Source organism: Prevotella sp. S7-1-8 (genome assembly GCF_000758925.1).
GTDB lineage: Bacteria > Bacteroidota > Bacteroidia > Bacteroidales > Bacteroidaceae > Prevotella.
Window position 1 is genome coordinate 22,859 of sequence record NZ_JRNC01000052.1, and the last position, 26,016, is coordinate 48,874.

At 45.1% G+C, this 26,016-nt stretch carries 33 protein-coding genes and 1 pseudogene; 3 read left to right on the forward strand and 31 right to left on the reverse strand.

Features of this window, described 5'->3' with window-relative positions; translation table 11 throughout:
* Positions 1–27: 27 nt before the first annotated feature.
* The 6 genes from HMPREF1640_RS08970 to HMPREF1640_RS13320 form a co-directional block, all read right to left on the reverse strand.
* Entirely contained in the window at positions 28–513 is a 486-nt protein-coding gene (locus tag HMPREF1640_RS08970) for a hypothetical protein (RefSeq protein WP_156098769.1), read from the reverse strand.
* Between the two features lie 8 nt (positions 514–521).
* On the reverse strand, positions 522–1,163 hold the full coding sequence (locus HMPREF1640_RS08975; protein ID WP_036894019.1) for an ATP-binding protein: 642 nt from the start codon (positions 1,161–1,163) through the stop codon (positions 522–524).
* Between the two features lie 2 nt (positions 1,164–1,165).
* Positions 1,166–1,420 carry a hypothetical protein gene (locus HMPREF1640_RS08980; protein WP_036894022.1) on the reverse strand — a complete coding sequence of 85 codons (255 nt, stop codon included), beginning with the start codon at positions 1,418–1,420 and terminating at the stop codon, positions 1,166–1,168.
* Positions 1,417–2,262, reverse strand: coding sequence for an AAA family ATPase (locus HMPREF1640_RS08985; protein ID WP_036894025.1), 846 nt, complete (start codon positions 2,260–2,262; stop codon positions 1,417–1,419). Before HMPREF1640_RS08985 ends, HMPREF1640_RS08980 begins: the two co-directional genes overlap by 4 nt.
* Before the next feature lie 14 nt (positions 2,263–2,276).
* Complete coding sequence (locus HMPREF1640_RS08990) at positions 2,277–4,262, reverse strand: hypothetical protein (protein ID WP_156098770.1); 1,986 nt, start codon at positions 4,260–4,262, stop codon at positions 2,277–2,279.
* Between the two features lie 153 nt (positions 4,263–4,415).
* The gene (locus HMPREF1640_RS13320; protein ID WP_156098771.1) at positions 4,416–4,757 is read right to left on the reverse strand and encodes a hypothetical protein; all 342 of its coding nucleotides are present in this window, start codon (positions 4,755–4,757) and stop codon (positions 4,416–4,418) included.
* A 13-nt stretch (positions 4,758–4,770) separates the two neighbouring features.
* Here HMPREF1640_RS13320 and HMPREF1640_RS13325 point away from each other — a divergent pair, with 13 nt between their 5' ends.
* On the forward strand, positions 4,771–5,100 hold the full coding sequence (locus tag HMPREF1640_RS13325) for a hypothetical protein (RefSeq protein WP_156098772.1): 330 nt from the start codon (positions 4,771–4,773) through the stop codon (positions 5,098–5,100).
* 22 nt (positions 5,101–5,122) lie between these two features.
* On the opposite strand, the gene HMPREF1640_RS12615 is transcribed toward HMPREF1640_RS13325, so the two are convergent.
* Entirely contained in the window at positions 5,123–5,497 is a 375-nt protein-coding gene (locus HMPREF1640_RS12615) for a hypothetical protein (RefSeq protein WP_062433343.1), read from the reverse strand.
* 139 nt (positions 5,498–5,636) lie between these two features.
* On the opposite strand from HMPREF1640_RS12615, the gene HMPREF1640_RS09010 reads away from it, so the two are divergent.
* Both HMPREF1640_RS09010 and HMPREF1640_RS13330 read left to right on the forward strand, forming a co-directional pair.
* Positions 5,637–6,275 carry a S24 family peptidase gene (locus tag HMPREF1640_RS09010; RefSeq protein ID WP_036894030.1) on the forward strand — a complete coding sequence of 213 codons (639 nt, stop codon included), beginning with the start codon at positions 5,637–5,639 and terminating at the stop codon, positions 6,273–6,275.
* Between the two features lie 136 nt (positions 6,276–6,411).
* Positions 6,412–7,044, forward strand: a complete 633-nt coding sequence (locus tag HMPREF1640_RS13330) for a hypothetical protein (protein ID WP_156098773.1) — start codon at positions 6,412–6,414, stop codon at positions 7,042–7,044.
* A 179-nt stretch (positions 7,045–7,223) separates the two neighbouring features.
* Here the strand turns inward: HMPREF1640_RS13330 and HMPREF1640_RS09020 are convergent.
* The 24 genes and pseudogenes from HMPREF1640_RS09020 to HMPREF1640_RS13530 all read right to left on the reverse strand — a co-directional run.
* Positions 7,224–8,189, reverse strand: a pseudogene (locus tag HMPREF1640_RS09020) (YWFCY domain-containing protein); the annotation flags it as partial.
* A 19-nt stretch (positions 8,190–8,208) separates the two neighbouring features.
* Positions 8,209–8,535: a hypothetical protein gene (locus HMPREF1640_RS09025; protein WP_052051783.1), complete on the reverse strand. Its 327-nt coding sequence runs from the start codon at positions 8,533–8,535 to the stop codon at positions 8,209–8,211.
* Between the two features lie 85 nt (positions 8,536–8,620).
* Positions 8,621–9,121: a hypothetical protein gene (locus tag HMPREF1640_RS09030; protein ID WP_025072490.1), complete on the reverse strand. Its 501-nt coding sequence runs from the start codon at positions 9,119–9,121 to the stop codon at positions 8,621–8,623.
* A complete protein-coding gene (gene traN, locus HMPREF1640_RS09035) occupies positions 9,118–10,068 on the reverse strand; it encodes a conjugative transposon protein TraN (RefSeq protein ID WP_036894033.1) in 951 nt (316 codons plus the stop codon). Before traN ends, HMPREF1640_RS09030 begins: the two co-directional genes overlap by 4 nt.
* A gap of 46 nt (positions 10,069–10,114) precedes the next feature.
* Entirely contained in the window at positions 10,115–11,341 is a 1,227-nt protein-coding gene (locus tag HMPREF1640_RS09040) for a conjugative transposon protein TraM (RefSeq protein ID WP_036894035.1), read from the reverse strand.
* The gene (locus HMPREF1640_RS09045) at positions 11,341–11,832 is read right to left on the reverse strand and encodes a hypothetical protein (protein ID WP_231565878.1); all 492 of its coding nucleotides are present in this window, start codon (positions 11,830–11,832) and stop codon (positions 11,341–11,343) included. Before HMPREF1640_RS09045 ends, HMPREF1640_RS09040 begins: the two co-directional genes overlap by 1 nt.
* Before the next feature lie 4 nt (positions 11,833–11,836).
* Entirely contained in the window at positions 11,837–12,433 is a 597-nt protein-coding gene (gene traK, locus HMPREF1640_RS09050; protein ID WP_036894038.1) for a conjugative transposon protein TraK, read from the reverse strand.
* An 11-nt stretch (positions 12,434–12,444) separates the two neighbouring features.
* Positions 12,445–13,821: a hypothetical protein gene (locus tag HMPREF1640_RS09055; RefSeq protein WP_081935330.1), complete on the reverse strand. Its 1,377-nt coding sequence runs from the start codon at positions 13,819–13,821 to the stop codon at positions 12,445–12,447.
* 22 nt (positions 13,822–13,843) lie between these two features.
* Positions 13,844–14,515, reverse strand: a complete 672-nt coding sequence (locus tag HMPREF1640_RS09060) for a DUF5045 domain-containing protein (RefSeq protein WP_036894042.1) — start codon at positions 14,513–14,515, stop codon at positions 13,844–13,846.
* Positions 14,512–15,201 carry a hypothetical protein gene (locus tag HMPREF1640_RS09065; protein ID WP_036894044.1) on the reverse strand — a complete coding sequence of 230 codons (690 nt, stop codon included), beginning with the start codon at positions 15,199–15,201 and terminating at the stop codon, positions 14,512–14,514. The genes HMPREF1640_RS09060 and HMPREF1640_RS09065 overlap by 4 nt, the downstream gene beginning before the upstream one ends.
* A 30-nt stretch (positions 15,202–15,231) precedes the next feature.
* Positions 15,232–16,008, reverse strand: coding sequence for a hypothetical protein (locus HMPREF1640_RS09070; protein WP_036894045.1), 777 nt, complete (start codon positions 16,006–16,008; stop codon positions 15,232–15,234).
* The gene (locus tag HMPREF1640_RS09075; protein ID WP_036894046.1) at positions 15,996–18,914 is read right to left on the reverse strand and encodes a TraG family conjugative transposon ATPase; all 2,919 of its coding nucleotides are present in this window, start codon (positions 18,912–18,914) and stop codon (positions 15,996–15,998) included. Before HMPREF1640_RS09075 ends, HMPREF1640_RS09070 begins: the two co-directional genes overlap by 13 nt.
* Before the next feature lie 2 nt (positions 18,915–18,916).
* Positions 18,917–19,201: a DUF4133 domain-containing protein gene (locus HMPREF1640_RS09080; RefSeq protein WP_036894047.1), complete on the reverse strand. Its 285-nt coding sequence runs from the start codon at positions 19,199–19,201 to the stop codon at positions 18,917–18,919.
* A gap of 89 nt (positions 19,202–19,290) precedes the next feature.
* Complete coding sequence (locus HMPREF1640_RS09085) at positions 19,291–19,650, reverse strand: DUF4134 domain-containing protein (protein ID WP_036894049.1); 360 nt, start codon at positions 19,648–19,650, stop codon at positions 19,291–19,293.
* 127 nt (positions 19,651–19,777) lie between these two features.
* A complete protein-coding gene (locus HMPREF1640_RS09090) occupies positions 19,778–20,197 on the reverse strand; it encodes a hypothetical protein (RefSeq protein ID WP_025072480.1) in 420 nt (139 codons plus the stop codon).
* Positions 20,198–20,463: 266 nt separating this feature from the next.
* On the reverse strand, positions 20,464–20,748 hold the full coding sequence (locus tag HMPREF1640_RS09095; RefSeq protein WP_036894050.1) for a DUF3127 domain-containing protein: 285 nt from the start codon (positions 20,746–20,748) through the stop codon (positions 20,464–20,466).
* Between the two features lie 24 nt (positions 20,749–20,772).
* A complete protein-coding gene (locus HMPREF1640_RS09100; RefSeq protein WP_036894068.1) occupies positions 20,773–21,444 on the reverse strand; it encodes a hypothetical protein in 672 nt (223 codons plus the stop codon).
* Positions 21,437–21,685 carry a hypothetical protein gene (locus HMPREF1640_RS13335; RefSeq protein ID WP_025072477.1) on the reverse strand — a complete coding sequence of 83 codons (249 nt, stop codon included), beginning with the start codon at positions 21,683–21,685 and terminating at the stop codon, positions 21,437–21,439. Before HMPREF1640_RS13335 ends, HMPREF1640_RS09100 begins: the two co-directional genes overlap by 8 nt.
* 7 nt (positions 21,686–21,692) lie before the next feature.
* Positions 21,693–22,175: a hypothetical protein gene (locus HMPREF1640_RS09105; protein ID WP_036894051.1), complete on the reverse strand. Its 483-nt coding sequence runs from the start codon at positions 22,173–22,175 to the stop codon at positions 21,693–21,695.
* Positions 22,168–22,854, reverse strand: a complete 687-nt coding sequence (locus HMPREF1640_RS09110) for a ParA family protein (RefSeq protein WP_036894053.1) — start codon at positions 22,852–22,854, stop codon at positions 22,168–22,170. The genes HMPREF1640_RS09105 and HMPREF1640_RS09110 overlap by 8 nt, the downstream gene beginning before the upstream one ends.
* A gap of 11 nt (positions 22,855–22,865) precedes the next feature.
* A complete protein-coding gene (locus HMPREF1640_RS09115) occupies positions 22,866–23,372 on the reverse strand; it encodes a hypothetical protein (protein ID WP_231565879.1) in 507 nt (168 codons plus the stop codon).
* A 457-nt stretch (positions 23,373–23,829) separates the two neighbouring features.
* On the reverse strand, positions 23,830–25,107 hold the full coding sequence (locus HMPREF1640_RS09120) for a type II toxin-antitoxin system HipA family toxin (RefSeq protein ID WP_036894055.1): 1,278 nt from the start codon (positions 25,105–25,107) through the stop codon (positions 23,830–23,832).
* A gap of 3 nt (positions 25,108–25,110) precedes the next feature.
* A complete protein-coding gene (locus tag HMPREF1640_RS09125; RefSeq protein WP_036864224.1) occupies positions 25,111–25,428 on the reverse strand; it encodes a helix-turn-helix domain-containing protein in 318 nt (105 codons plus the stop codon).
* A 79-nt stretch (positions 25,429–25,507) separates the two neighbouring features.
* Positions 25,508–26,016 (reverse strand): hypothetical protein (locus HMPREF1640_RS13530; RefSeq protein WP_036894056.1); only part of this gene is annotated, 509 nt, incomplete at its 5' end.

Here is a 26,016-nt window from a genome sequence, read left to right on the forward strand (position 1 = left end):
TTCCTTTATATTTATTGTTTGTTGTTCTTATGCTTGTGCCACGTTGTCGCCGCCTGCATACCTTGCCAGCGTTTCGCTTAACATTGCCTGCTTTACGGCTTCCGCCTGCCGCGCGTCGGTCTGCTTGTTGTTAAACAGCCCGATAAGGTTGCGCAGGCGTTCGCGGGGTATCTTGTTAAAGTCGCTGTAACCCGTACACCTGCACGCTATGCCTTTTATAACGCTGGCGTTCGATGTCCTGCCAGTGGAACGCAGCCAGCTGCCTATCGCCGCCATTACACGCTTGCGCAGCTTGTCGGTGTCGTCGCCTTGCTTCTTGCTCAGCTGTGCCGACAGCTTGCCGCAGATGTCTATAAGGTCGTGCGTGTCGATGTCACGGCTGCTTTCCACGCCGTAGCTGGCGGCGATGGTCTTCTTTTCGTCGTCCGAAATGCCCAGCAGGGTGCAAAGGGTGTGGTACTTCTTCACAAGCCCCCTGTGTATTTCGTCCATTGTCTTGTTTTCCTTTGTCATAGCTCTATTTATTTCGTTAGGTTTGCCCAGTATTCGCGTGCGCCCTGCTCCCAAATGATGAAGTCCGCGCCGCCCTCCTGTTTTTCGGGTACTTCGTAACGGGTAGTTACGAATGCCTTGTACCCCTCAACTCTTATTTTGATGTCAGCGTCGTACCTGATGTTTTGCGCCGTCGAGCCTTTCGGTTCGCCATTGCGTCCCTGACTGATGTAAACAAACAGCTTGTCAGGGAACTGACCCCGCAGCCGCAAATGGTCTTCTATCGTGTAGCGTCGCCAGTATTGCACGCTGTCTATTACGATGATGTCGGGGCTTCGCTTGCGTTTCAGGCGCGCTGCCACCTCCTTCGCGCCCTCCTTGTCCAGCAGTATGATGCGCGTGCCAGCTTCGGCCATTCCGACGCGCTGCCACGCTTTTTGCAGCGATAGTGACAAGCCTTGCTCAATGCTGTCGTAGGCCACGCGCCCGAACTTCGTAAGGTACTTGCACAATTCAAGTACGAAAGTCGTTTTACCGCAGCCGCTACCGCCGTAGACAAGCCACGTGCCGCGAAGTTCGGGGCGGCCGAAGCTGTGCAGCCACCTGCCCTCGAAGTCGGCGACCTCAAACTTCGCCTGCAATACGTTTTTATTGCTTATCGCCCGTGCCATAGTCATAATCGTTTTATATCCACCTTGACGCGGCTGTTCAGATGCTGAACGCACCAGCTTAAAAAGTACAGTCCGTCGGGGTTTTCGTTAGGGTTTATGTCGGCCACCACACACAGCAGCCCTTTTGTCTTTGCACGGCGCACCGTCAGCGTGCAGGGTGCGTCGCGGTGCAGCCATTCGTCCATGATGAAGCGGCAGTCCGACGCTTTCATTCCCAGTGTGATGCGCTGCGCTGCGTCGTAACTTACGCTGTTCATGACCTGCCTCCTTTCGTCAGTTTCCAGACGGCACGCTTCACACGGCGCAGGTCGTTTTCACTGTCCCTTATCACGGCGGCGATGTCTGCCTTGTCATTCACACCGTTTGCCACGCACACGGCGGCGATGTCTTCGTCGTTCACTACTTCCAGCTGTACGAACTTCCTGCCTATGCGGCTGTATATTTCCTGATAGCCTTTGCGGTTGAAGCGCACGCCCCGTTCTATTCGCTTTTTCAGGAAGTCGGTAGCGCAGAGCGCAAGCCCGCAGTGTCCCTCTAATTGGTTATACAGTGAGATAAAGAAGTACAGCACTTGGTCGCCCAGCTTGTCGGCTTCGTCCAGAATGATAAGCGGCGTTTCTACGCTTTGCAGTTCCTCTACGATTGTGTCCATTTGGTCGGACACGCTGCCTGCCATGTCCTTGCCCAGCGCACGCAGCAGCTTTTGTATGAATGTCTTTCTGTTCCAATACTCCGAGCAGCACAGATGATAGGTGCGGGGGTGGTCGGCGGTGTACCGCTTTATGGCTTCCGTCTTTCCGCAGCCTGCGAAGCCTGTTACGGCCATTGCGAGGCTTTCGGCTTTCGCGTTGTCCAGTATAAAGGTCATTTTCTCATAACCGCGGGTCGCCACCACCTGCCACGCCGCACCGTCGTGTCCTGTCTGTGCGGCGATGCTGCGCCACATATCGTCGCTAAGGGTTTCCCAGTCGTTGTTAAGCACCTTGCTAAGTGTGGCAGAGCTTATGCCCATACTCTTTGCGGCCTTGTTCTGGCTGCCTTTCTGTGCGCAGAAACTTTTAAGGCGTTCTGCTATCAATGCCTTTTCTTCTTGCTTCATAATTGCCGTTTATTTTAGAAAATTGAATAATCGTCTTTTTCCACCGTGGCTGCCTGTGCTGCTGGTCGGGTGGCTTCGCTGATGCCGAGGCGTTTTTGTTCGCGCGGTAACTTGTGCTGTCCTCTGCTGTCTACAAGGCAGAACCGTGTAAGCACGTTGCCCAGCTGCGGGTTGTCCTGTATCAGTTGCTCCACGCGCTTGCTGCTGTCTGCCAGCTGGTCGGTAACATACTGCTCCAGTCGGTCGTTATAGTCGAACACCTTTTGCAGCTGCTCTGCGTCGCCCTCTCTGCGGTCGGCAAGTGCCATAGGCTGCACATACTTTTCTTGAAGCATATAGCGCAGCGTGCCGCTTTCGTTCACTGCCAGCACTTCGCCCATGTCGTCGGGGTCGAACAGCACCGTCCACTTTTCGCCTGCGTGTTCCCTGAAACTGATGTCGAACGTATCGTATTCGTGTTTTACGCCTAACAGGGTCGGGCGAAGACCACCGCCGCATATCGCATTCGTGTTGCCAGTGGTGCTGCCGTAGTAGAGCAGGTAGTTTTCTTTCGACAGGGGAAGCGTGCGTTCAGCGGGCAGCTTCTCTATGTAGCCCATAAATTCTGTGCGCTTACGCTGGCGTTCCGTGGCTATCATTGCGCCTATTTGCTCTTTTACGCCCTCAAAGTCGGGGAAGCTGTGGCGTACCAAGTTCAGCGCTTCGCTATTAGGCTGTTTCTTTGGGTCGGTAGTGATGCCGTAACCCGACCAGTTGTTGCACCGCTGGCAATACTCCCTGTTCAGGTAGTTAAAGTATGCCTCCACGGGCTTTGCCTTTGCGTTCTTTACGCGGGCAGGGGTCAGTTTGTCGCCCATTATCTTGTACAGCGGTGTCATTGCCTTAATGGCGTAGTGGTCGCACTGTACTTGATTGGAGCGAAGCATTTGCCCTGTCAGTTCCTTGCTGTGCTGTGCGGCATTACGCAGGGCGGCGGCTATCAGTTCGGGCGTTTCGTGCGTCCCTATGGCGTAGCCTATCGGGTAGTTGCAGCAGGGGTCGAGCACCACTTCCACGGCAAGCCTGTTGCTGTACGATGTTATGTGTCTGCCCTGTGCGTCCGTCTTCACGGTCTGGTATAGCAGTTCCACGTCCCAGCCGTCCAAGCTCCACATAAGGAAAGCGGCCGACGGTCGGCTGCGCTTTACCTGCATTGCCCGTTCGTTGCGGAAATTCGTAGCGCCGCGCCTGCCCGCCGCAGTTACGAGGTCGCGCTTCTTCAGCCATTCCCCAGCGGTGCGGGGGGTAATGGGTTTCCAGCCCATTTGCTTTGCCACCTTGTTGTAGTAGTCTGCCACTTTTACGCTGTCGAGGTTGTTCTTGTTGGCCATGATGTAAATCATTACGGCCTCCTTTTCCTCTGTGTCTATCTTGGCGGCGTGCTTCTGCTGCCACATTCCAGAGATAAAGCAGCTGTAACCCTCTTTCTGGTACTCTTTCCACTTTACCTGCAACCTGCGGGCGTTCTGTGGCAGGCTGTTGGGCCACCTGTCCCCGATGCGGGGCAGTGCCGCTGCCGCCTTGCTCCAAAATTCGCCCAGCTTTATCTTCGGCTTGCTCTGCCTTATGCGGTGCGAGTTCGCCCGCTCTATGCACAGACAAAAGGCGCGCATTACCGCCGCGTTGTTCGCATATTCCTGCTGCTTGTCTGTGGGCAGGTGGCGGCCGTCGTCCAGAACGTAGTCGCTGTAAAAGGCTATGGCCTTGCCGTCTTCCTCTATCGCTTCCACAAAGGGCTTGCTTTCCGCCTGTTCCTGTTCGTCGGGATAGCGTTTGTAAACCTCCGTGCGGTATTTCACGGGCAGGCTGTCCACGGCAAAAAGCGCAGGCGTACCGTTGCAGCCACGGCGCACGCATTCCACATTTTTGCGGCGTGCCATTGATTTTAGGCACTCAACCGACATAATGCCCATCGTCAGCTCCGTGTAGCTTATACATAGTCTATTGCCGTAATACTCCATATTTTTTATTATCTTTGTAACCGTGTTATAAATTTCATTTTTATGGATATAAAAGATTTGTGCGAATACGGCGAAACGTCGCTCGCCGTTAATGTTCCAAAGGCAAACAAACTGAAAAGCACTTTGGTTTGCCCAGTTCACAAACGTAAGGTACTATTCAAGCACGACTACACGCAGGCGGGAACGAATGCCTATATAACGCGCTACTGCTGCAAAGAACACGCGCAGAGAGTGGCGCAGGCGTTTACAGATGCCGAGCTGTTCGACAACGTATATGTCGAAACAGAAGAGCATACCGCGCCCCCATTCGTCCGTCCCTGTGGTGATTAGGAAGCCGCCGTCGGTCAGGCCGTTGCACATCGTTCGTCTGAATGTGTCCCTGTCTGCTTCGGTAAATGCGCCGCTGGTTTTATACGCTACGCCGATAAGGCGTTTATATAGTTTTTCAGTCCTTATATGAGAGTTCCCATATATCTTTCCATTCTTACTTTTCATATTTCCTACGCACGTGAATTTTTATTGTTATCTGTCTGCTCAAGTAGAGGGCAAACGTAACGCTCGCAAGTATTTAGAAGAGTTTCTGTCTGATATAACAGGCAGTCTACAAGTCGTGTGTCATACTTTCTGTGTGGCATGGGCTTATTCGTCTTTAGCACCTGAACCAAACTACCTACTGCCCTCATATCCCGACGGAGAGACGATGCTATTGCCTTTCTCCTTTCAGTATTCTTTTCTTGAACAGGCTTACCTGCGCATAGACTTGTTGCAATCGTTATTTCGCAATTTAGCTTATAAGCGAGGGATTGACGTTGTTTTTGAATACCACCTCGACGATTAAATTTTCTCTTTTCCATAGTTTGTTAGCTTAATTGGTTGGCAAACGTTTGTAACTCTGTCAGCTGCGTAATCGTGCAGCCCTCAATGGTGCGGCGCACTGTTCCGTTCTTGTCGAACACCTGCGCCGTGCCTGTCTTTGTGTCGGCCTCTATCATTGCGCCGTTGCCAAAATACTGACGCATACAGCCCTCGTGGTCGTGTATGGTTTCCTCCGCTGGCGAAAGGCAAAGCAGTATGCCGCCCTTTGCCATTGCCAGTTTTCTGATGCTACGGCTCATGTCCGTGTCGTTCCAGAATGTCAATGCACGCCAAAGTGCCATATTGCTGCACTTAAACGCAGCCTTGATTTCCTTGCGCGCCTGTCTGGTTACTTCAATTTGTCTTCTTACTGTTTCCATAATTCGCTGTTTTATTTGGTTTAACTTCCGCTTTCTGCGCAATTTTTAGTATATTTGTGCGCTGTGTTATACTAAACACGGTGCAAATATAGGGATAATTTTCAACCCGCACAAGAAATACGGTGATAAATTTCAACTCATGCAAAATATATTATCAAGAATACAGGCGTTTGTTGCACAAGAAAGTATAACTATCGGTGCGTTAGAAAGGAAGATAGGTGCAAGTAAAGGCGTTTTATCACGCGCTATAAAGAATGATACGGACATACAAGCAAAATGGCTTAGCATTATAGTTGAAAATTATCCCCTATTGTCAGGCACATGGCTTTTAACAGGCAAAGGAAGCATGTATAAAGAGGATAGTTTGATACCGACAAATAGCAGTGATGGTATTCCGTTGATACCGACGGAAGCAATGGCAGGCTTGTTTGCAGGCAGCCAAACAGTAATGCTGTCCGAATGCGAGCGATTTATTGTGCCATCTTTCCGTAATGCCGACTTTCTCATTACTGTGCGGGGCGACTCTATGCAGCCGCATTATTTTTCGGGCGATTTGGTGGCGTGCAAGATGTTGTCGCTTACTGATATTTTCTTTCAGTGGGGTAAGGTCTACGTTATTGACACAGAGCAAGGCGCATTGATTAAGAAAATAGAGCAGGGCAGCACGCCCGAAAGCATATTATTAGTGTCTGCCAATCCAGCCTACAAACCCTTTGAAATTTCACGTTCGTCCATCTACCATATTGCCATAGTTCAGGGAGTTATAAGGGAAGAGTAGTACCCTTATATAATAGGTACACAAAAAATTCTGCACGCTAAAAATCTATCAAACGTCCATTAGATACCCACAAACCATCTGAATATAAGCCACTTACGAACAAATACCCATATTTCAGAAAATAGGAATTAAAGGGGTGTTTTCTCGCAAAAAATGGGGGTTCTCGTGCTTCAAAAAGGAATTAAAGGGGGTTATTCTACTGCTTTTTGACCATCCAAATGACCACCCAACAGACCACCCAACGTGTAAAATAGCACTTTTTGAACCTCCGTTTTTTGTCGCCATTCAGGAACTGGCAGGCATATTTTTAGTAGTCCAGACCAGCCAGAACGCCTACCATTTGAATGCCATTAAACAGCCGTTTGAACACCCTTTAACTGCCATTTACACGCCCCTGCCGCTTCCTGTCATTTTCGTGACATCGGGCAAATGCCCTCTGCGCCAGTCTTCCAGCTGTCCCGCCACCCATTTTTACCCCCTTTTTCGTATTTTTCGCCAGTCTTTCCACGTTCTTTTAACGCCCACACTTCCGCTTTGCCACTTTTTAGCCCACGTCGTCGCCTTTCGCTCCTTTTCCGCATACTTACCCACCGCCCACCATTTCGCGCCTTGTACGCCCTTATTTTCCCTTTCAACGTTCCTGCGCTTCCGTCTGGACACAAAAAAAGCGACCGCCGCAGTGCCATTTCAGCACCCAGCAGTCGCCATTATTTCGACTTTCTCCCCTTTTCGATTAAACCTAATTCAACTCCCAGCCGTTCAATCTTAACCCTGCATTAAACACTTTCCTGAACAGAATTAAACCCAAATTCAACCCGATTCAACCTTTTGCACAATCTATTTCGTTTTGCTTCAACTCCCCTAAACGCACCTAACCCTCTAATATACAAAGGTTTCAACGTCTTTTCTACTCTCTACTGTTTTGTACAATCTATTTCTCTGCCCGTAGGAAGCGTTCTTAAAGAAAGCCTCTGAACCGCCTTTCTTATCGCCACCGCCCTTGTTCAGTGATTCAAGCAGTGTCGCTGCCGTTTCGGAGGCAGCAGCGAGATCGGGGATATACTTTTTCTGAATAGGATTGATGCGGTTGGAATAGCGTACATTGGCAAAGTTGATGACGTGGAATCCGCAGTTTTCTGGTAGATGACCATATTTCTTGTTCTTACAGTACTGATAGAGCAAGTTCTTGGCCAGCGTCGGGAACTTGTAATCGTACACCATCATAGTAAACCCCTTGGCACTGTGCTGCCTGATGAAAGGGTCGATGATGCCGAACGACTTACCCGAACCTGGAGTACCGAGGACAAGAGTGGCACGGAAGGGGTTGATAATGTTGATCCATCCCTTTCTCATACTTTTCTTGAAATAGAAAATCATGGGTATATTGACCGAGTAATCATTCTCTATCTTCTCTTCCATCTGTTGGAAGCTCTCTTCCTCAAAGTTGAAACGGTCGTCTCCCAGCTTATGGTTAAAATACTTACTGATAGCATCTAACCCTTGATGGACAAGCATGATACCAATGACGGAACAAAAGACATAGATAATTCGGTTGGTCGGGAAGCCCATCATTGTACCTCCCCAGGTGTCCTTATGCACAAGGACACTGGTTAGAATAAGGTAGAAGCCTATGGACAACGGATAGATGACCATTGTTTTCATATTAAACTTCAATTCCTTTCTGGCCTTAGTACCTATACACGTCACACCGATACAAACAAGCTCCATAAACTTACAGCCGAGGACACTGTTAAACAGTTTGAGTTTGTAAAGGAAGGATAAGAGAAATTTTGCGATGGGATCGCTGGAAGCGATGGGTAGATTCATCACAATCTCAAATATCAGGACGATATAGATACAACTGCGGAATATATTGTATATCTGTTGCTGCTCTTTGGTTTCTTCTGTTGCCATATCAAGAGTGGATAATCGGTTAGTTCATTTTCATGCGCAGGATCGGGCAAACCTGTGCAGGGTCGGTTTTGAGGATAGAGGATGTGTTGTCGATGCCACAAAGTGCGTTCTCGTCTGCCGAAACGCTGGGAACACTCATGAGTGTATCAAGATAAGCAGCTTGTCCCAAATTCTTTGTAGAGACAAACCACATACTATCCTGTCTTGTGCCAATGACGACACCCACGGCGGTCATCTTTGAAGCGTCATGTCCATGTGCGGATATGATACTGTAGTTTGACAGAAGGATAGATCCTGCCGTAACATTACCATGCCAGTCTTCTATATGTTCTGAACATGAAGACATCTAAAAAGACAGTAGCATTATAGCTACTGCCCATATCATAAAGTTGACTTTTCTTTTCATACTTTTTGGTTCATATCAGTTATCGTCAAAGAGGTATCTTCACACCAATGGTGAAACCATTACGGAAGGTATCACCGTGCATGAAATTCACGTTGTTCTTTTGTTTGAGAGCGAACTTCCAACCATTCGTAAAGGTATAGCTGTATTCAAAGCTGCCCTCTGCCCCAAAGAAATAATCTCCACGAAAGGCACCAGCCACAGGACCGAGGTCGAGACGGAGCGTTGAATTTTTCCAACGCACCAAACTCTTCTTGTATAGGATTCCGCCATTCCAGTAGTAGTTCTTCCAAAAGGACTTGTTGCATACTTTGCCACATTCGGGGTCTTTAGCCCAGCGGTTGCCAACTTCACCGAAGATTTCAAAGGCATTGTCATATTTCAGCTCCTTCTCATACCCAAATGTAGCATTGAGGGTATTCTGGAACAATAGTCCTGTATTGAGGGTGATATATTCGTCATCCTCGCCAGCATGGGTTTGTGGGAGTAGGCAGAAAGCCAACATCAGGGATAGGAATATCTTTTTCATCGCTGTCCTCCTATGTTATAATTATAGTTTCTCGTTAGGCTCTTCATCATCTTCTCATCGAATCCATCGGCATGAAGAATATCAGAGTACTCTATAGGGATATAGATAACACGACCTGAAATTTGACTTTCGGAAATCTCCAAATTGAGGATTTTCTCATCAGGGAAGGTGAGCTTGTTCAGCACAATCACATTGCGATAGCCCTTTTTGAATGAGTTGACCTTGTTGAGCATATAGGTTGGGGTAAGTTCTATCGTTTGAGTATTGGTTGCCTTGGTTTCTTTCTTATCGGTGAGCTTAATACGTATCTCGTCAATATCAAATTTAATCTTCGTACTGTTGTAAAGAGAGAAATCGATAAAGAAGTAGTCGTCAATGGCATATATGTTATTGACAACTGCCTTAATACCATACTTCTTATATTGAATATTGTGAAACCGGGCAGGCATGGCATAGATAGCCCAGGCACAACGTGCCATTTCTGCTTCAGGCATCAGCACATCAGGATTATTGTAACGCTTGGTGTCCTGGAGATTGATGTTGTAGATGGAATTGGCGCGAGCTGGCCCCTTCACATAGACAACATTAAGTTGTGATATGTGTCGTTCTCCAATAACCGTCATCGTACCAGCCAACTCATAATCATACATCCTGCCAGCAGGTTTGATACGTACGATGTTATCCGCACATTGATTACCGATGATATTGGTGGTGGATATATCAACGAGTTTGATATTCTCTGGCATGACAATATGGGTAGTCACCTGCTCATTCACATATATCGTGTTCTTGCGGAGGTCGCTATCAAAGATATAGGCATTCTCCATACTCTCACGATGGATATAATGTACCTTGGATGTATCGGGTACGATGTCACGGTATTTCTTCTGCGCCCAGGTTGAAGTGGTGCAAAGAATTGCTAATAGTGTTAATACTAAATTTCTCATTGGTTTCTTTGTTTTGATTCTGTATGTCCGTTAACGACTAATGGTGTCATTCTTCGGCAGAAGTGTTGATAAGATAGACGATAGTGTTATATTTGATACGAGCCTTGTTCTTGCGCATATTGGCAGAGACGGCATTGCTTGCTGACTGATAGATGTTTTGCAGTGCTTGCAATGCTACCGACTCGCCGTTGAGTGTCGATCCGTAGTTGTTGCCAAACTGCATATTCTGCTGCATGGCTTGCGAACCAGCCTCTTTCATCAAGTCTCTAAAAGCTGATTCAGGCACATAAAAGCCTTCCATACCATCATTGTCATAAACAGACAGGTTAACCTTGATAAACTTGCTGTCCACAAGAATACTCGTGATATTAGCTCTGACTCGCTGCTGACCAAAGCCAGTAACAAGGCCATAGAGATAAGTACCCTTTTTCAAGAGTACCTTGTTGATGGTAACATCGTCGAGCAGCTTGAAACGCAGTCGAGTTCCTTCATGGGCCTTGGTGGTCTTATCGATTATCGCCTTGATAAGCGGTGCATCTACATTCTTTGTAGCAGACACTGTGTTGAAACGCTCGGCATTAGGGCTGTTTACTTTCTCTACCGTCTGCACCTTTTCGGTAGCTTTCTTTGATTTCCCTCCAGTCCGGCGGTTGGAGCGTCCGTTTCCACCATAACCTCCTGCATATGGATTGCCATCATAGCCTCCGTAGCTGCCACTACCTGCATCAATGGCACGCTGTGCTGCCTGACTGCGCTTCTGTATGTATTCAAGCTCCTTGGCATAGTCATCAAGTTCATCCCGACGGCTGCTGCCACCACTGCTTCTTCTTGATCCTCCGCCGTAGCTGCCACCATATCCACCGCCTGAATAGGCGTTGATATGCTTTCTTGATTCGGCAAGACTGCGCTCCATTTCTTCCTGTGCCTTTTGCTGGGCTATACGGTTGGCATTGTCTTTGTCAATCTGATTCAATTCGCCTTCACTGTAGCCGTTACCCGAAGTGTCTTTCTCTTGCTCATCGCTGCCGAATCCATCAATAGCCGAATAGCCATCTTCGCCCATTCCACGGTCTCCCATTAATGCCATTTTATCCTTCATTGCCTGATTGTCGGCATCGGGAAGTTCCATATTGAGAGAGTCGGTAGCAACCTTCGTGGATGCAGTACTGTTACCGTCAAACATATTGGAAACCTCATATGCAAGGAACGTCAAAGGGAGGAAAACAACAAGCGGAAAGATGTATTTCGGCTGTTTGAGATTTAGTTTCTTCATTATTTTCCTTTCTTTAAAAAGTTTACGATGTTTTCTAACTGACGATAGTCCTGTATGATGCGGACAGAATCCTCATGACTCTTCACGTCAATGGCAAGCAGAGAATCCAGCTCTTCATGAATGGCAACACCTTTATCAGTGAGCTGCTTGATTTCTATCTTCTCGCTTTTCTTTCTTTCGTCGATTTGTCGAAGTCCATTCATTATAGGTTGGATGTTCTCAATCGACTCGGTCTTGCCACTGAAATCCATCTGTGTAGTATCAGTGCTGGGGCGGGTCATGTCATACAGAATAGAGATGGCTGTGGTCACAAAAGCAAAGGAAAGAAAGCCGACCACCAATGCAAAGAAGGTCTTGCGATTTTCGGATGCCCACTGATTGCTCTTCTCTATCTTGTTCTTAACATTCCATCCTTTGGCGAGTTTCCAACACACATAACGTATCTGCCGCTTATACTTGGGCAGTTCTTTCTGTTTCCCTTTTGTTGTCATGTCGTTAATATTCAAGGTCTATATTCTTCAATGTCTTCCAATGGGTGATGAGCAATCCATGAGGATTGTTCTGTGTCCTTGGCACATTCTCCAGTTCTCCACTGGTGATCAGGGTACGGCGGATGCTCTTGGTACGCCGTCTGATGTTCTGCGTTCCATAATAGGTGAACTTTCTGCTGTGTTCATCCAACTTGATACTATCACACATGATTGTACAAATAGCCGACGAAGAGACTATATCAGAGAAGAAACCGTTTTCTTCCATGGCTTGCTTCTGCTTCATACCTGTTCCATCGACCATGTACATAGCTTTGCCCAGCGTCCATTTGATATAGTCGTCATCAGGTGGCAAGGTGAAGAAGTATTGATGAAAGAGTTGTATAGCGGCCTTCGCTTCCATGACGAAGTTGGCCTCTTGTTGGCTACGTTGAGCAAGGAACGGTATATCTCCATCGAGAACATATACCTGACTGCGCTCCTCGGATAGTATCTTCGCTCCATAGGCTATCAGCATACCACATACGACCACATTGCCAACGATGGTTAGCAATACGGTTATAAGGGCAAGCCTTGTCTTTTTTTCTAAACTTTGTATAAGCATAATTATCTTCTTTATTTTTTGCCTCGATTGTAGGCATCCTTCATTGTGCCAGCTGCGCCTTTTACTGATTTTCCTAAAGAGGATTGGGATATGTCATGCCCCATTTGGCGACCTGCACCCATAATTCCTCCCCCAACTGCTCCTGCCAGTGCGTTAAGACCACCATCAACTGTTCCACGAGCACCGCTCATGGCACCTCCGACGGCAGCTGTTCCAGTTGTCGCAATATGACTTATAACACTCCCTGCGGCTGGCATTGCAACAGAAGCTGCACCACCAGAAGCTCCTACGGCAGCACTAACTCCAGCAACGCCTGCGGCAGCGGCGGCCCCTCCGGCAGCAGAACCTGCGCTTGACGACACGCCGCCTGGGATAAGCCATGAGCATACCTCTGGCACCATGCTCAATATCTTGGCTCCAGCAAGCATACCAACAACGTACATACAAGTTGTACCAATAGCTTGCATACCAAGGGCACCAATATTGTTCCAGTTGGCTGCGTTATGAAGAAGGCTGTTATAAGCTGTCAAGTCAGATCTTAAATAATACATGATTATAAAATCGACATAATATACAATAAGATAGACGAGGAATCCCCAAAGGGAAACAGTCAGATATTTAGAAATCCACTGCGACCATGCACTTCTCCATGGTGGTACAATAGACAGTGCAAACATTACAGGACAGAACAATTTTAGTACGCTTAGGAAAATCCTTTGCCCGACCAACATTCCGTAATAGGTCATTTGGAAGATAATTTCGCCGACAAATCGGATAATATCGTTAGCCCACTCGCTAATCTTTGTTTCTACAAGAACTGCTGCTTGTTGGGCATAATTCTTAATGCTATTACCAATATTCTCAACACTGTGCTGGATTTTATCCAATAATCCATCTTCTGTAGCTGCATCCTGGGCTTTTTTTTGTTCTTCTTGTTTGGCCTGCTGACTGCGGAGAGAATCTACATATTCTTGCTGCTTTTTAGCCACGGCAAGCTCTAATGTTGCAACTTGCTTGTTGGCAGCAGTGGCCATACCGTGCGTCCTGCTTTCAAGCCAATTCCCTGGAGTATCTAATGCACTACAAATTATACCTGAAAACTGTATGCAGAGGGCAAGACCGATAATACGAGCAATTTTCATTACATCCATACCACGACGACCCAGCATCATCATCCAGCATTCGTATGACCCAACGCAAAGAGCAAGGCTAATCCCCAATCCTCTTGCCATACTCACCATCTCACCATATAAGCCCTGCGTTGGCGAAGACCTCATTACGCCCAACAATTTGTTAAGGCTTTCGTCAATGACAGGCAATCCCATCGTCAGAAGCTGGTCTGTGAAGATGGACAAAGTAAGATTTATACTTAAAAGTAAATCATTCATAATCTTGATTTATAATGTTATCTTAATAGAAGGCTTTAGCAACACGAGCAAGGGAGGTTACTTTCTTCACCAACTCTTCCATGTCTTTCTTGGCTTGGGCAAAGCCTTTTTCCCTTTTGACATTTTCAAGTTCATAACCTATCCCCGTTTTTCGGAGGTAGGAGATGTTAGAAGTTATGACTTCATTCCTATCTGTGAGTTCCTTTATGCTCTTGGAAAGCTTCCCCTTACTCCGAATCATGCAATAGGTAAGACCTTCGGTAATGGAAGATTGCATACAAGCGAATAGGTCTTTATACTTTCCATATACAAGGTCAACATTGCGGTCGGCTGCACGAGCTATTTCTTCTTTGTTGAGTTCCTCTATCTGCTTGCGCTCAGTTTCAACAATTTTCTTTTTCAGCAACAATGTTGCAAGTTGTGCTTCACGTCGTGATCCAACTGTCTTTACATTTGAACTGCTTTCATCAAAGTGAACCCTATACCCTGACTTAAATCCTCTCCAATGCCATTTCAGATGTGCGCCACTATAATTTTTATGAAAGAGATAATACCACCAATCAGGGGAAAAGTCCCAATGACCTTGCTCCATAGAACGGATTTGATGCTCCATCTGCTTGTCCCTTACTGGCATTTGCGCAAACACTGTCGTAGAGAACAAGAGGGCGAATAATATAGATAAATACTTTTTCATATAGTTGTGAGGTTTTGGTTCCACTTTCCTATTATGTCATTGGTTATTCCTTCAAGCGCATCACTATTGAGAATATCCCAAATATAGTCATACTTAAAACCTCCAATATCCACACATCTACTCCAAAAGAGTGCCTGACTGATAATGCCTCGTATCACGGCTATTTGGTCTTGTATCTCGCATATCATTTGGATTCTCTCGCTAAGAGAGGCTTTTAGGATATTCGTTTCAGAGGCTACTAACATAGCCACGGATTTCTTTAACAGTGACACTCGCTTGCTGACATTATAGTTGGCCTCGGTGAAATACCACGCAATCTGGGGTTTGCGGAAGATATTTTTCCTTGTAAGCTCTACAAACCGTATGTATTCTTTGGTAGTATTTCCAATATCGAGTGTGGTCTTGGAAACGACTGCTGCAAGAAAGATCCACTGGTTCGCGTTGTTGAGTTTGGTGTTGAGCGTTGTGCGCACATCGTTGAACTTCGATGAATTGTTGGTTGCAATTTGCTGCTCACCATAACTTGTGCCTACTTGCTTTACGGCAACATCTTCGGCCTTGGCCATCTTCTTGTGAAGCTCTATCAAGGCTGAAATGGTTAGCAGATCATCTGGGCCAATAATACCTGCTTGACTTGATGTTAGGAAACTAACAAGCAGTAGCAAGGATAGAAGTGTTTTTTTCATACGATTCTCATTTTTAGATTCTACTTATTGTTAGCTATTCATATGATAGTTCCAATCGCTGACGACATCATCCACTATGTTCTTCCCCGAAAAGAAGGTTGCCCATGTCAAAGGGTCGATTGAATACATGAGGTTGCTGAATGTACAGCAAAACTCACAGATATATACAATCTGTTGGAGACGTGTATTTATATCAACTATATGTGAAAGTAATTTATTGGCTAATGTAAGTCGCTCGTAACGATCGAGGAAGTTATAACCATCACCTTTGCCTAAATGGGCGTTCTTCAAAAATGCAGAAATCTTATCATTGCTCTTCCCACTGGTAAAGGCAGAAATGTCGATCTTACCATTATTGACAATATCCACGAAATCTTCTATCAAGCCGACTACCTCCGCCTGAATATTAACAATCTCATTGAGACTGTTGATGTAATTGATACCGGGGCATCTGCCTATGGCTTTGACAGCTCTTGCCGTATTGCCTGGAACCTGAATAAACTGCTCTGCCATCTGTCTGTAATAAGCCGATTCCTCACCAAAACCACTGATATTCTGCATAGATATACGGTAGAGTTCCTTGATGGATGCCATCGAAGCAGTATAGGACATAATCTTGTCCTGTTTGGAACGGATCGAGTCCAGCTGGGCATTATGTTTATTTTCTATAAGTGTCTGAAAGGCTGTATTGGCACCAACGGCAGCGATAGCGTTCTTATCATACACCACTCTGACCCAGGCATTGGCAGAGTTGACGGGGAACAAAATGATTGTCACGACAACCATTATTTTTTTTATCTTTCCCATAAGCTCATTATGTTTTGATGTTTATTGACCAGTACGGCGAAATCAAAGTAACGTCCTATCTTCATCTTCTTGCGATCTTCCTCAATATGTGTGATGGCTTGCTCAATGTTGTTGTCAAAGGCACGCTCATAGATTTTTAAAGCCTCTTTCTCTACTCGCTCGGTGGTGAATGCCCAATACCATTCAGGGGGAACTTCCACAGAATACACGTCTGAATACTGGCCACGAGCAATCCATACCTCCTTATGATAAGGGATGCCTTCTTTGGGTGGTAAGGCATTAACCGTAAAGATCTGTTGCCTCTGCACATCGGTCAAACCGAGGATTGCGGATATATCACTGTAACGGTCTTTGAACTTGCTCTGATCCAAGAGTATCTTCACATCAGAGTTGTTGATAATTGCCTCTTTTACAATGGGCGAGTCTATCACGTCATTCAGTTCCTGGGTAACGACCCCTGCTATACCATTGAACTTACGAACTGTTTTGTAGAGGTACTTTATATATCCAGCCATCGTCGGGGAAGAAATAGCCTTCCATGCTTCTTCAATGATAAGTGCCTTTCGTCCCTTTTTAAGACGCATCTTCTGTAGGAATACGTCCATAATAATCAGTACAACTATAGGGAAGAGAATAGGGTCATCCTTTATTTTGTCTATCTCAAAAACGATGAATTTCTCATCGAAGAGTGACTTGTCGAGGTCGTTGTTAAGGGTGTGCTCCAGCTCTCCACCGATGTAGAATTGCTCCAGTATGGCAGCGAAGTTGTCTATATCAAAGTCAATCTTCTTCTCTGTCATGATTTGAGGGATGCGTTCCAGCGCAAACTCATAGTAGGTGTTGAAAGACAGGTTTTTGACATTCAACTTCTTGCGTTGCTTTTCTATCCTGTCAATCTTCTTTTCTATGCGCATGAGATATTTGCCTTCGATAAGCTCGGGCATCAAGCGCACCAACTGACGATTGGCGTTGACTTTCTCACCGTCGGTAGCTGCATTGTCATGGATTACGCCACGCAGCTTATTAACCAGTCGCTCTATCTTGGCATGATGGTGTTTTTCCTCCTGGGTAAACTCTAATTCGTCTGTATTATCGTTAGCCTTCACATTGTAATTCTTGTCAGAGTTGGAAGTGGATGATGCTTTTTCCTCCAGTTCGCTGATGGTATAGTCATCGCCATACTTCTCCTCCAGCTTCTCTTCATAACGCTCATACTCGCCGTTCTTCTTGTCTTCGAGCATCAAGCGTTCACGCAATTTCTCACGATCCCTTTCAGAGAACTTCTCAAAGGGGTTGAAGTATTCGTCGTAATACTCCACGAGTGTCTGATTGATAATCTTGTCCTCAATCTTTGTAGGTTCTTGATTACCCTTGAAGATGAGGAAGATAAGAGATTTGAGAAATTGCTTTTTCTCACCGAAGTTTAGATTATACTCCTCTGGAGTAATACTAAACGGATTCATCGAGATAGGCTTTTCCTTGCTATAGGCGATATAGGTACCATGGAAATAATGGCTGATACCTTCATAACTATCACCAGTGTCAACCATCACGACATCGGTATCTTGCATAAGGAGTTGGGCAACAACGGAGTTCATGTGGAAACTCTTACCGCTTCCACTTGGACCGAGACAAAAAAAGTTGGCATTGTCGGTGTATTTTACCTTACCTTCCTTACCAGTAATATCAATGGAAACAGGGAAGCCCTGGCGATCGGTGTAGAACACATTGAGCCTTGATTCCTCACTATGCTTCATGTGCTCTTTGTACATCAGGCAGAGGGCAGAGTTGGCGAGCGTCAGGAATAGGTCGTAATTCTTGTTGAAGGAATACGACATACCAGGGAACGAATTGACGAATAGCTCCAGCTGATTGTAGCAGGCCTTTGAAGGCATGATGCCACAGTCGTATAGCTTGGTTTCCAAATATGAGGTAACACCATTGACCTTAGCAAGAGGACAAGAAGTGATGATGTTGAAGTTTGTATAGACGAGCAACTGGCTTTCTTTGGCAAGGAGGTCTAACACAAGGTCGATGTCGGCCTTGGCAATCTTGTTGCTTGGGTCAGGCATGGAGTCGTGTCTCTTTGCTTTCCCTTGCAGTTTCCGCATCAGCGGACGCTGTTGTGGTATCTGTATGACCTGATTGTAGATTACACAGTCGGTAAATGGTATATCAGCGAGAAACGATAATAGGTCGGTAGCTATGTTGAAACCGTTTACTGCCATCGTGTTGAATGGACGGATAAAGGTGGGCAGGTCTATCGTGTCGATATTGACAAGCGAAAACGACTTGATGGCACGGTCGCCTACCTTGATGTACTCATCCGTAACATTCATGTTGTTCAACGAGAATGGATGCGGTTTGAAGTCGAAGGCAAGGAAGCGGTGGACGTACTCGGCCACTTCTTTCTTGTTTAATTTATAGTATGGGATGCCCTTTTCGACTAAGATATTGATGACCTTGCCGATTTTTGAGTGAAAGTCGAGCCATGCCTTCGGATCATACTTCACAAAGGAGCTTTGTTTGACTTCCTGGGTGATAATAAGGAAAGTACGAATGTTGGTGTATTCACGATTCTTGAAATACTTAAAATACGACTGATACAAGAAGCTCATATCATCGGTAATTTCATGCTCATAGCCTTGTCTGCAAAACACATCCTGCTTTTGCAGACAGTAGTCTTCACCCAAAGTCTGAATGATATTGCTTAGAATATCTGCATAGCCATAGTACAAGGCGGAGTCCGTGCAGTACTGCTGCACAGGGTTTTCTATTTCGATGATAACAGACCAATTTCCATTTTTCGAGAAAAGAACAGTATTCATCAGGTTGCCACGAGCGTCCTTGATGTCTTCAAGTTCCGCATATAGCTTATCAAAGGGTCTGTCTTTCTTTTTTGCCATAGTCAATATTCAAAGAGGCCTGTGTAATGCACAATGCCTTTGTAGCGTTGCTTTGCGTGAAGGCCGAGTTTCTGTTTGATGAAGATGAGTACGATGCCTGTGCCTGCAATGGCAACGAGTGCTATTGCACCAGCAAAGAAGCCCATCAGTATGTTGAACACCAAGAAGCCGATGAAACCAAGTAGAAAAGTACCTGCCGCATAATAGATGAACTTTCCACGAATGCCCATGAACTCCAAAGGCTTTTGAAGTCCCTTAAAAACAGGATAGCTGATGATTTCCTCCATGTTGGTGATGTCTTATAAAGTTAAGGTTGCTAATATACTCCGAAATAACTCCCTCTTGTGGAAGCTATCCGAGTATATCTTGAATCTGCCTACTTGAAGAACATAGGCAAGGCTGTGGCCATGGCAACCATGGCGACACAACCGCCGATGGTCATCATGATAGTCTTCTTGACGTCCTGATCACCGTTCTGCATCTTGAAATAGACGTTGAACGCACCAACCAATGCAATGACAGCTGCGATGGCATACATGAGGTTCTTGACTGGTCCCTCATAACTTTTAATTTCAGTAGTTGCAGATGAGAAGCCACCAGCACCTTTACTCTGTGCGAAGGCCTGAACGCCATACATGGCACCGAGAACGAAGGCAGCGAAGCCACGCTTGCATGAGCCATTGACACTTTCTAATCCTTTCTCTACTGATTTGAAAACTTGCTTTAATTGAAACATGTAAATTTAAATGTTTATAATATTTCGAATTAAAGTACCATACAAAGAAGCCTTTCGGCAATTTCCCATACAACAGGAAACTGCACAGGACGGCTTTGAACCTATCGTGTATTTAAATATGATAACGCTATAGACCAGCAGGTGTAAAGGCCGACTTGATGACAAAGAAGTCGGAACCTTCCTCGGTGTTTTCCAAAGAATCGACAAGATTAGGCAATTGGTCTGCCTCTATCCCTCCAGTCATGGTTGCTGGCGCATCAGGATTAGGTATGGCAGATTTTTGGGCAAAAGCTGATCCTTTTTCCTCCGCTGATGTTCCTTCGGTAGCTTTGGCTTGCATTTTCTTTTGTTCGGCAATCTTTCTGTCTTCGTTGGCATCGTATTGGGTGAAACTTCCTAATTCGTCCTTGATGTCCACTTCCTGCTCCTCGACGTGGGCAGCAACGACTATCTCACCTGACTTGTCAAAGTACAGATCATGAATGATGTTATATCCATAATAGCCTATATACCCGATAATGATAACGGTCATGAATGTTCCAAACATAGACGCAAATAAGTTTTATGTTTTTTTGTTTTTTGCAAAATTTCAAAGTTCAAATAAAGTTCTTTGCAAAAACGATTACAAAAGTATGGCTTTGGAACCAAAACACAATAATACTTGTGTCTTTTATAACTATCAAGGGAAAGAAACTGACTTGTTGATTGCTTTTTCAGTGATTAAATGGCTTTATTATCCACATAGTGTAACAAAAAAGATACGGACAACACTTTTTATGCTGTCCGTATCTATCATTAGCATGGTTCTGTGGATTAGGCTTGCTGTTGCTCCTTTTCCACCTTCCAGGGGCGGTTTGAAGAATAGTATATGCCATTCTTCTCCGTGTAGCGTGCATTGTATTTCACGTCCACCACATCGCCAACATGAAGGTTGTATTTGTTGATGTTCTCTTCACCGAAGGTTTCAAACACCCAATGTTCAGGGTATTGCTGCCCTTGCTCCTCGACCACCCACTGTTGGGATGCCCACTTGCCTCTCTGACTTTCGCCAGTTTTGGTCTCGCCTATTGCGATGACCTTTCCTTTGCATTGTGACATAATTTTTTGTTTTAAGTTAATCTATTAACCATGAATGTTCTTTCTTTTAAGTTCGGTGAAGATTTCTTCTTCTGCGTCACCGTTCTCTGTAACAAAATCTAATGGATAATATGTTATGTAGGGGAGTTGTATATTGAATCCTATTTGCTGTGCTTCCGTCTCAATATTGGCATGACGGCGTGTCTCATCATCAATATAAACATCCATACCATTATGCTCAACTTCATATCTGCATCTTTTCAGGCGGTCTCGCATATGGTATTTCTGTTTGTTGGGGAACAGCTTGATTTTTGTCTTCTGGTTGAGTCCGAAAACGGCTCTTGCTCGCTCCCTCTTGATGAGACGTACCCTTGTCTCGGACATGATTTTTCCAGTCTTCTCACGACTACGTTTTTGAAAGCCTTTTGTGGTAGCATCGTTGATGGTAGAGTGTACCGAAGAAACGGATATGTTCAGCTTGTTCGCAATCGTCCGATACGAGCTGCTTTCACTCATTCTAAGAATATTAGCCTCCAAAGAAGGAAATATCTTGCGTTTGGCGCACTCTTTCTTTAATCCCAGTTCACGAGCCTTGAGCTTAACAGAAGGGATAGATACACCAAGGGTATCTGCCAACTTACGATTGCTCGAATGGGCATAGTTTTCGACCAGGAAGTTAATCTTGTCGGCGTTCCATATGGTTGCAATTCTACTCATAGTGTTTATTCTTTTCGATATACTTATTAAGCACACTGTCTTTCTTAGCTGGAGGCAAAGGCGGACTTTCAGTCTCTTTGTAAAGCTGCTGCCCTTGTTCGTATAGTCTTTGGCCTGTTGATTTGACTTGCTCATCAATGAAGCCAATCCATGTGATGCAAGCAATGACCGCAATCAAGAGCCATTTCGAACATTTGGAAATAGCATTTCTGCCAAGTTTCTGAAAGTACTCTTTAAGCATACCGGTGTTATAACAGAGGCTTACCTGTAACCTTGTATTGACTAAACTCTTTCTTGTAATGCAGCACAAAACTATGAAGGATGGCGTTGATGATGGTTTGGGTGGAGTAGCCGCCGACCGCATATTTACGGAACGTGGCAAGAATATCCTTGTTTACTTTGCAAAGGGTCATATTGCCATCTTTCCCTACTACTTTGGGCAAGTTGTCTTCTTCTGCACACTGGGTACAGAAGGCTGTCCAAAGCTCATCACCATCTACCATTGTCGGAGCAGGAGCCTGGGATAAAACAGGCTGTTTCTGCCTTTTAGCCTTTTTCGGGGCTACTGGTGTAGGAGTTGGCATTGTCGGTGTTGCAATTTGAACATTCTCTTCTTGTGAGGTAGAAACTTCCTTTTGTCCATGAATATCCTGGAGCATCCCTTCCAATGTTCCTGACAGCTGCATCATATTCGATGCAGAGTCGGCTATATCTGATTTATACTTACTCATTGTCGTCTATGTTATATATGGTCTTGTAAATGAAATCAAAACAACGTTTGATATGTTTAGCCACCTTGTCGTTGTTGCCAATAGTGTTGTAACGTTCCAAGTCAGCATAACTACCTATGCGAGGAGCGAGAATACCGAACTTCTGAAAGTATTCGTCCACAATCTTCCATGCCTTCAACTCGCTTCCTTTGCCTATTCGCACATCGTACTTGTTGCAGACAAAGATGAATTGTGCTCTGATTTGTGGGTGAGTCTGACGCAAACGGAATACCGCAAGGATAAAGGCACGAGTGGAATCTATCGTGTTGAGATCGTAGTGATAGGGGCAAATGATGTAATCGGCATTGATCAAGAGCTGGAGCATACCGTCTTGTGTCAAACTACCTGGGGTATCAATCACCGTCGTACCTGGCAGTGTGCGCAGGTTCTTCATGATGGTGAGGGTATTTTCGGGATTCTTGATAGTCATAGACTGTACCACATAGGGAACATCTGCCTGTCTGCGCAAGTCATCCTTACGACGACCCGAGAAAGTCTGTTGTGGGTCGGCATCAATAACGAGCAAGGGCACTTTCCTATCAACGGAGAGATAGTTTGCAAACAAACCACATAGGGTAGTTTTACCGACTCCTCCTTTTTGATTGGCAAAAAGGACAATTCTGTTTTCTTGTTGTTCCATCGTCTATCCTCCTAATTGATCTTTGTGAAACCTTGCTCTGGTACATAGCCTATACTGGTTGATATGTCAGAAGGCAGTATTTCGACGTTCAAAGTCTGGTCACGAATAACTTTTTCATCTTTGTACACCGTGGCACGGATACTTACTTTACCCTCCTGTCTGTCAGAGTTGGTAAGAATAAGTGAGGCAGAAAAAGACGAATAAGAGCCTTTGATTTGAGCAGATGCCGTAGAGAATGGATTTTTCCCATAATGCTGCTCCCAAATCATATTCACATCTTTACCTGTCGAAGTGTGAATATCCTTGCCCTTGCCTTTCAAGTCCCAGGCATAAAAGGAAAGGGACGGATCGAACTTGGTATAGTCGCCTGACAAGGAGATTTTCATTCTGATGACAGAGTTTGCTGCATCAATAGCTTCAATACCGTCATCGGAGCCGTTAGAACCACACGAGGTAAAGGACACTGGCAAAGATAGACTCGCTGCCATTGCTGCAATCAAAAAATAATGTTTCTTCATTTTTATCATATTTAAATACACGTTACTAAACTATGCACCCACTTAGGGCGTGATTGTTGCGGTTTTAAAGAAAACCTGCTAAAACAACAATCTCCATAGTTTGGTAGGTCACTTGGGCAAATACCCATTGGAGAGGGACCCCATAACATGTAATTCGCTCACAACAGTACAAGTCTGCCTTGACACCCGAACAAAGGGGGAGAGCAATTAATATGATGTTGCAAAGATAGAAAAAGTCGGCCAATGTTGCAAGAAAAAAGGCATGATTTTTTGTTTTACATAAAATCAAATTTCTTGTTTGGCAAACTTTATGCTTGTTTGGAAAGTATATGTTTTGTTTTTATGCTTATTTGTTGTTTTGCTTTTATGTTAAGTTATCTTGCATAAAAGCATGAATGATGTTTTTATACAGTATAAGCAAAAGGGGAGGCAGATAGAATGCCTCCCTGATTTAATCTCATCGACGAAGTCCTGCTCCATATTGAAATTCCATACCCTGTTCAAAACGATCTGTGAAGTATGTGATCTCTCGTCGGGGAAGTCCTATGTCCTCTGCCATACTCTCCCAATACTTCATGTTCCTTGTTACATCCATGATAATGCCTCTTGCGGTGGTCTCATCCAGCATATAAAGCTCATGGGCATTGTAAAGGTGGTTGAGGGAGCTTTCATTTGTATTGGCATCGATAAGCAATGCCTGAAACATACTGTTCGTTGGGTTCATGTCATAGGCAGGGGACAATTCCCAGCCATCCTTACCAAGCAGGAAGGCATGATTCCTAAAGTGATCGTCGGTATTGCCAATACAGATGTTGAAGGCCACTCGCTTGTATAGCTCTTCCAAGTTAGCCTCTATATGGTTGCCACCGCCTGAAATGATAAAGTCCACTATATCCAAATAGCCTTTGCCATTCCTTTGTCCGTCGCCGTCAGTAAGGCCGAGGACAGTGAGCGAGGAAGCCATGTGGATTCTCTTGTTGTCTTCGGTTCTGTCAAATCGCTTAGACAGAAGTATGTCCTGGCCTGTGCCAGCTTTGATGACTTGTGTTTCTGCCACGGTGATGCCACACCCCTTAGCCATCAGATGGGCAAAGTGTTCCCATTGAGATACGTTGATGTCGTCATTGATGGAAGGGAATTTGGCAAGATAAAGCTGACCGCCACTTTGCACACAAGCCTTCGGACGTGCGCCTCCCATCGAGGAACCAGGCTGAAAGAGTCGTTGTACCCATTTCTTTTCAGGCTCCAAATGCTTGTATTCGCTTTTCTCAATCTCCTTGGCTGCTTGCAAAAGTTCGTCAATGTGTATGACAGGTGGAACACTGTAACTGGGGGTAGAGCTGATAAATGAACCGTCTGTTGGGTCTTGAAAGCGGAAACCACCCATACGCATCTCATCTTCCACACCTTTGAGATAGTCCCAATCAGATAAGGTATGGCTTGCTTTCCCTTCTGTCTCCAGTGAGGCACGGAGGTCTATCAACCGTCGACCCCATCTGTCAGGAAGGGTATCAGAGAAGCAACCGAAGATATGATTGCCCTGGCTATATTGTACGCCAGTGTAAGGGCGAAGATCACATCCAAAGTCTATCTTGGGATAGCGTTTGAGCCATGTTTTATCAAACTCAAAAGAGAACACGTCAGAACCTCTTAGGTATTCATGCCCAAGAGAGCCAACTTTCTCTTCTTTTTTATCCATCCAGTCGAAACTGGCTATAACATCTAACTTTTCCATGTGTTATCTTTTTGAAGCTCGTTTCTTATTTTTGATACCCAAGTCCTGTATCATGTGTCCTAACTCATCGTCTTTAGCCAAATGAAGAATGTCATCTTCGAGTTGCAGGGCATTGAGCACTCGCATTACCACACCGAGAGACACTGTAGGCTCACCTTTCTCCAAACGTGATAGGGTAAGCCTTGTGCATTGCGCACGTTGAGCCACCTGGTCCATCGTCAGGTCTCGGCGCAATCGGGCAAGGCGGAATTGCTCACCCACTACGTTCAATTTCTCTTGCAGTGCTCTGGTCATCCAGTTTGCTTTAGTAAACTTTGTCATAATGTATCTTTTATGGTGCAAAGATACAATAATATGTTTAGTTTATATTACTTTATTCTGGTATTTTTTTATTCTTTGCTTAATACTCTTCTGTTTCCACAGGTTTTTTGATATTCGTATAATAGACTCCTGAAGGATTGCCTCCGAAACACCAGCGGATGATTAAATTTTCATCCTCATTTCGAGGTGTTACTTTTGTACCATCTTTTAATGTAATTTCAACCCAGTCATCTTCCCCATGCTTGATGTATGCAACTTCTTCTTTTCTGAAGGTTATTGCATTAATACAGAAAATACCTTTTAGTGCATTTCTAAGAAGATCACATTGAATCAACCCCAAATCGCATATGTGAAGGAAGCGGTGCGAACACTCCTTAATAATACTGTCAGGTAAAATATCTTCCATTTCACTGATAGAATTAACTTCATATCTTTTAGTAAGATACTCTTTGACTTTATTTTTGTCGAAAGGAATTATGTTTTCTCTCACATACTCTTCGGCTTGTTCCTTATTATCAAAGAATTTTTCATTCTCTTCAAATCTATAAAAGTCGTCTCCATCAATATATGAGTATATATATGGATTTA

Coding starts and splice junctions, on each gene's coding strand:
- HMPREF1640_RS08980 (WP_036894022.1), bottom strand. CDS start 1,420: ATGAACAGCGTAAGTTACGACGCAGCGCAGCGCATCACACTGGGAATG.
- HMPREF1640_RS09115 (WP_231565879.1), bottom strand. CDS start 23,372: ATGAAGAAACATTATTTTTTGATTGCAGCAATGGCAGCGAGTCTATCT.
- HMPREF1640_RS09085 (WP_036894049.1), bottom strand. CDS start 19,650: ATGTTTCAATTAAAGCAAGTTTTCAAATCAGTAGAGAAAGGATTAGAA.
- HMPREF1640_RS08975 (WP_036894019.1), bottom strand. CDS start 1,163: ATGGCACGGGCGATAAGCAATAAAAACGTATTGCAGGCGAAGTTTGAG.
- HMPREF1640_RS09080 (WP_036894047.1), bottom strand. CDS start 19,201: ATGGAGGAAATCATCAGCTATCCTGTTTTTAAGGGACTTCAAAAGCCT.
- HMPREF1640_RS09090 (WP_025072480.1), bottom strand. CDS start 20,197: ATGTTTGGAACATTCATGACCGTTATCATTATCGGGTATATAGGCTAT.
- HMPREF1640_RS09065 (WP_036894044.1), bottom strand. CDS start 15,201: ATGAAAAAAACACTTCTATCCTTGCTACTGCTTGTTAGTTTCCTAACA.
- HMPREF1640_RS09070 (WP_036894045.1), bottom strand. CDS start 16,008: ATGGGAAAGATAAAAAAAATAATGGTTGTCGTGACAATCATTTTGTTC.
- HMPREF1640_RS08985 (WP_036894025.1), bottom strand. CDS start 2,262: ATGAAGCAAGAAGAAAAGGCATTGATAGCAGAACGCCTTAAAAGTTTC.
- HMPREF1640_RS09055 (WP_081935330.1), bottom strand. CDS start 13,821: ATGAATGATTTACTTTTAAGTATAAATCTTACTTTGTCCATCTTCACA.
- HMPREF1640_RS09030 (WP_025072490.1), bottom strand. CDS start 9,121: ATGAAAAAGATATTCCTATCCCTGATGTTGGCTTTCTGCCTACTCCCA.
- HMPREF1640_RS09010 (WP_036894030.1), top strand. CDS start 5,637: ATGCAAAATATATTATCAAGAATACAGGCGTTTGTTGCACAAGAAAGT.
- HMPREF1640_RS13335 (WP_025072477.1), bottom strand. CDS start 21,685: ATGCTTAAAGAGTACTTTCAGAAACTTGGCAGAAATGCTATTTCCAAA.
- HMPREF1640_RS12615 (WP_062433343.1), bottom strand. CDS start 5,497: ATGGAAACAGTAAGAAGACAAATTGAAGTAACCAGACAGGCGCGCAAG.
- HMPREF1640_RS09075 (WP_036894046.1), bottom strand. CDS start 18,914: ATGGCAAAAAAGAAAGACAGACCCTTTGATAAGCTATATGCGGAACTT.
- HMPREF1640_RS09040 (WP_036894035.1), bottom strand. CDS start 11,341: ATGAAGAAACTAAATCTCAAACAGCCGAAATACATCTTTCCGCTTGTT.
- HMPREF1640_RS09100 (WP_036894068.1), bottom strand. CDS start 21,444: ATGAGTAGAATTGCAACCATATGGAACGCCGACAAGATTAACTTCCTG.
- HMPREF1640_RS08970 (WP_156098769.1), bottom strand. CDS start 513: ATGACAAAGGAAAACAAGACAATGGACGAAATACACAGGGGGCTTGTG.
- HMPREF1640_RS09025 (WP_052051783.1), bottom strand. CDS start 8,535: ATGTCTTCATGTTCAGAACATATAGAAGACTGGCATGGTAATGTTACG.
- HMPREF1640_RS09110 (WP_036894053.1), bottom strand. CDS start 22,854: ATGGAACAACAAGAAAACAGAATTGTCCTTTTTGCCAATCAAAAAGGA.
- traN (WP_036894033.1), bottom strand. CDS start 10,068: ATGAGAAATTTAGTATTAACACTATTAGCAATTCTTTGCACCACTTCA.
- HMPREF1640_RS09045 (WP_231565878.1), bottom strand. CDS start 11,832: ATGACAACAAAAGGGAAACAGAAAGAACTGCCCAAGTATAAGCGGCAG.
- HMPREF1640_RS13320 (WP_156098771.1), bottom strand. CDS start 4,757: ATGAAAAGTAAGAATGGAAAGATATATGGGAACTCTCATATAAGGACT.
- traK (WP_036894038.1), bottom strand. CDS start 12,433: ATGCTTATACAAAGTTTAGAAAAAAAGACAAGGCTTGCCCTTATAACC.
- HMPREF1640_RS09060 (WP_036894042.1), bottom strand. CDS start 14,515: ATGAAAAAGTATTTATCTATATTATTCGCCCTCTTGTTCTCTACGACA.
- HMPREF1640_RS09105 (WP_036894051.1), bottom strand. CDS start 22,175: ATGAGTAAGTATAAATCAGATATAGCCGACTCTGCATCGAATATGATG.
- HMPREF1640_RS09125 (WP_036864224.1), bottom strand. CDS start 25,428: ATGACAAAGTTTACTAAAGCAAACTGGATGACCAGAGCACTGCAAGAG.
- HMPREF1640_RS09120 (WP_036894055.1), bottom strand. CDS start 25,107: ATGGAAAAGTTAGATGTTATAGCCAGTTTCGACTGGATGGATAAAAAA.
- HMPREF1640_RS08990 (WP_156098770.1), bottom strand. CDS start 4,262: ATGGAGTATTACGGCAATAGACTATGTATAAGCTACACGGAGCTGACG.
- HMPREF1640_RS09095 (WP_036894050.1), bottom strand. CDS start 20,748: ATGTCACAATGCAAAGGAAAGGTCATCGCAATAGGCGAGACCAAAACT.